This is a genomic window from Streptomyces calidiresistens (assembly GCF_014141525.1).
GTDB classification, from domain to species: Bacteria; Actinomycetota; Actinomycetes; order Streptomycetales; family Streptomycetaceae; genus Streptomyces; species Streptomyces calidiresistens.
This window is the reverse complement of sequence record NZ_VKHS01000698.1, coordinates 1-2,899: the sequence shown is the minus strand read 5'-3', so window position 1 is coordinate 2,899 and position 2,899 is coordinate 1. Positions and strand designations below refer to the sequence as shown.

Annotated in this window: 2 protein-coding genes; both read right to left on the bottom strand. The window is 73.4% G+C overall.

Going from position 1 to position 2,899, the window contains the following annotated elements:
* Window positions 1-1,948 (bottom strand): cytochrome c biogenesis protein ResB (gene resB, locus FOE67_RS21620; RefSeq protein WP_182666511.1); only part of this gene is annotated, 1,948 nt, incomplete at its 3' end.
* Between the two features lie 119 nt (window positions 1,949-2,067).
* A complete protein-coding gene (locus tag FOE67_RS21615) occupies window positions 2,068-2,835 on the bottom strand; it encodes a cytochrome c biogenesis CcdA family protein (protein WP_182666510.1) in 768 nt (255 codons plus the stop codon).
* Window positions 2,836-2,899: the final 64 nt, after the last annotated feature.

Sequence of the window (2,899 nt, the reverse complement as noted above, 5' to 3'; positions counted from 1 at the left end):
GGTCACGGGTGGTTTCGGCGTCGCCGGCGGGCTCCCCCGCACCGGCCGCGCCGGCGTCGGGCCCCTCGGACCCGTCGGACCCGTCGGACCCGTCGGGCTCGTCCGTCGAATCCGCCCCGTCCCCCGCCGCGGGCACCGGCGGGGCCTGCCGGCTCAGCACCGCCACCAGTTCACCCAGCTCCTCCGGGATGCGGGCGGACTCGGTGCGCCCCAGCGAACCCATCTCGACCAGGGTGCGGCCGTCCGGACCGGCCGTGGCCCGCACCCACACCCGGCGGCGCTGGATGAGCAGCGAGGCGGCCAGGCCCAGCACCGCGCCCACGGCCCCGGCCAGTGCCCAGCCGTTGGCGGCCGGGGTGGAGATCTGGAAGCTGGCCCAGCGCTCGAAGCCCTCGAAGGTCAGCGACCCCTTGCCCTCCGGCAGCTCCCAGGTGTCACCGGGCTCCATGCTGATGCGGCGCGGCTCGCCCGTGGGGTCGAGGAACTGTTCCATCCGGCTGGTGTCCAGCTGGTAGACGTTCTGCGGGATGCCCGAGTTGAGGCCCAGGTTGCCCCGGTACGCGGTGAGGGTGAGCACGGGGTGGTCGGGCTCGGGGAAGCTGGAGTGCGGTCCCCGGTCCTCGGTGATCCGGTAGGTCGGGCTGAAGATGCCCTGGAACCCGAGCTGGTCGGGCTCGCCGTTCTCGTCGAGGTAGTCGGTGACCTTGATGACGCCGGTCGCCGTGCCCGCCATGTCCTGCGGCAGGAACGGCACCGGGCCGGTGAAGGCGATCTCCCCCTGGCCGTCGGTGACGGTGACCACCGGCGCGAAGCCGTGGCCGATCAGGTAGATCTTCGCGTCCCCGATCGTCAGCGGGTGGTTGACCTCGATGGCCGCCTCGGTGCCCTCGGTGTCGCCGTCCCGCCAGTAGGTGACGTCGGCCCGGAACTCCCGGGGGGTGCCCAGGTCGGGGCCCTCGCGGGCGAACCGGGCGTGGAACTCGTCGAGGTCGAAGCGGAACCGCTCCAGCTCGCCGATGTCGAACAGCGCCCCGGACCCGAAGTCGTCGTACTGGGTGAGCGTGTTGGTGAAACCGCTGCCGACGACGACCAGCTTGCCGCCCTCGGAGCGGTAGAGCTGGCCGGCGGCGAAGGCGATGAGCATGACGACCAGCGCGATGTGGAAGAGCAGGTTGCCCGCCTCGCGCAGGTAGCCCTTCTCGGCCGCCACGGCGGCCGGGCGGGCGCCCGGCCCGTCCCCCTCCCCGTCGCGGGCGGTGCGGAAGCGGCGGCGGCGCAGCTCGCCGTGCGCGGCGTCCAGCACCGCGGCCGGCTCGGCCTCGGTCCACCAGCGGGTGGAGGCGGGCATCCGGTCCAGCCGGCGCGGGGCGCGCGGCGGACGGGACCGCAACTGGCCGATGAACTGCCACGTGCGGGGGACGATGCAGCCGATCAGCGAGACGAACAGCAGGATGTAGATCGCCGAGAACCACACCGAGGAGTACACGTTGAACAGCTGGAGCCGCTCGTAGACCTCCGCCAGCGCACCGTGGCGGGCTCGGAAGTCGGCGAGCACCGCCGGGTTGCCGGTCTCCTGCGGGATGAGCGAGCCGGGGATGGAGGCCAGCGCGAGCAGGAAGAGCAGGATCAGCGCGGTGCGCATCGAGGTGAGCTGACGCCAGTACCAGCGGCCCCAGCCGAGCAGCTCGCGGCCCAGCCAGGCCAGCGCGCCGCGTGCGCCCGGCCGGCGGGCGCCGCCGAAGGAGCCGGCACCGGCCGGGCCCCCCTCGCCGGGACCGTCCGAACCGCCGGAGCCGCCGCCGTGACCGCCGGGACCGCCACTGTCGCCGGGACCGTCGGCGCCCGGCCGCAGGTGTCCCTCGGGTCCGGTCCCGGGCCCGACGAAGTCGTCCCCGGTGTCCCCGGGGGACCGCTCGATCGTCGTACCCGTGTCCCTGCGCTCACCCATGGTGCCCACCGCTCGCCGTCTCTCGCTCCGTCTCCCGTTCGTTCCCGCGCGCCGCCCACCCGGTGGGCGGGGGTTCCGGCGGGATCGTGGGAGGTCCGGTCCGGGGATGGGGAGGCATCTCAGATCCCCACCGTGAAGCCGGAGGACCACACCGTCAGCTGGTACACGATGCGGTCCCACACCCCGGTGACCAGCAGCAGACCGGTGAGGATCATCATCACGCCGCCGATCCGCATCACCAGGGCGTAGTGCCGCTTGACCACCGAGAAGGCGCCCAGCGTCCGCCGGAAGGCCAGCGCCGCGAGGATGAACGGCAGGCCCATCCCCAGACAGTACGCCGCCGTCAGCAGCGCCCCGCGCCCGGCGGTCGCCTCGTTGAAGGCCAGGAAGTTCACCGAGGCCAGGGTCGGGCCGATGCACGGGGTCCAGCCGATGCCGAAGACCACGCCCAGCATCGGCGCCCCGGCCAGTCCGGCGGCCGGCCGGGAGTGGAAGCGGAACTCGCGCTGCCCCAGGCGCGGCACCAGTCCCATGAAGATCAGGCCCAGCAGGATGGTCAACACGCCGAAGACCCTGGTCAGGAACTCGCGGTGCTCCTGCAGGACGCTCCCGACGCCGCCGAAGAGCGCGCCGGTGGAGATGAACACGGCGGAGAAGCCGAGGACGAACAGCAGCGACCCCAGCAGCATCCGGCCGCGCCGGGCCTCGCCGAGGTCCGCGCCGCCCACCCCGGTGACGTAGCTCAGGTAGCCGGGGACCAGGGGGAGCACGCAGGGGGAGAAGAAGGAGACCAGCCCGCCGAGGACGGCCACCGGGATCGCGAGGAACAGGGCACCGTCGAGAACGGTCTCGTTGGTCCCGGTGTAGGCCGCGAGCAGTTCCGTCATGGTGGGCCCGGTGTCCTTCGTGTTCCTTCGTCGGTGCCCCTCCCGCCGGGGGGCGGGCGGGGCG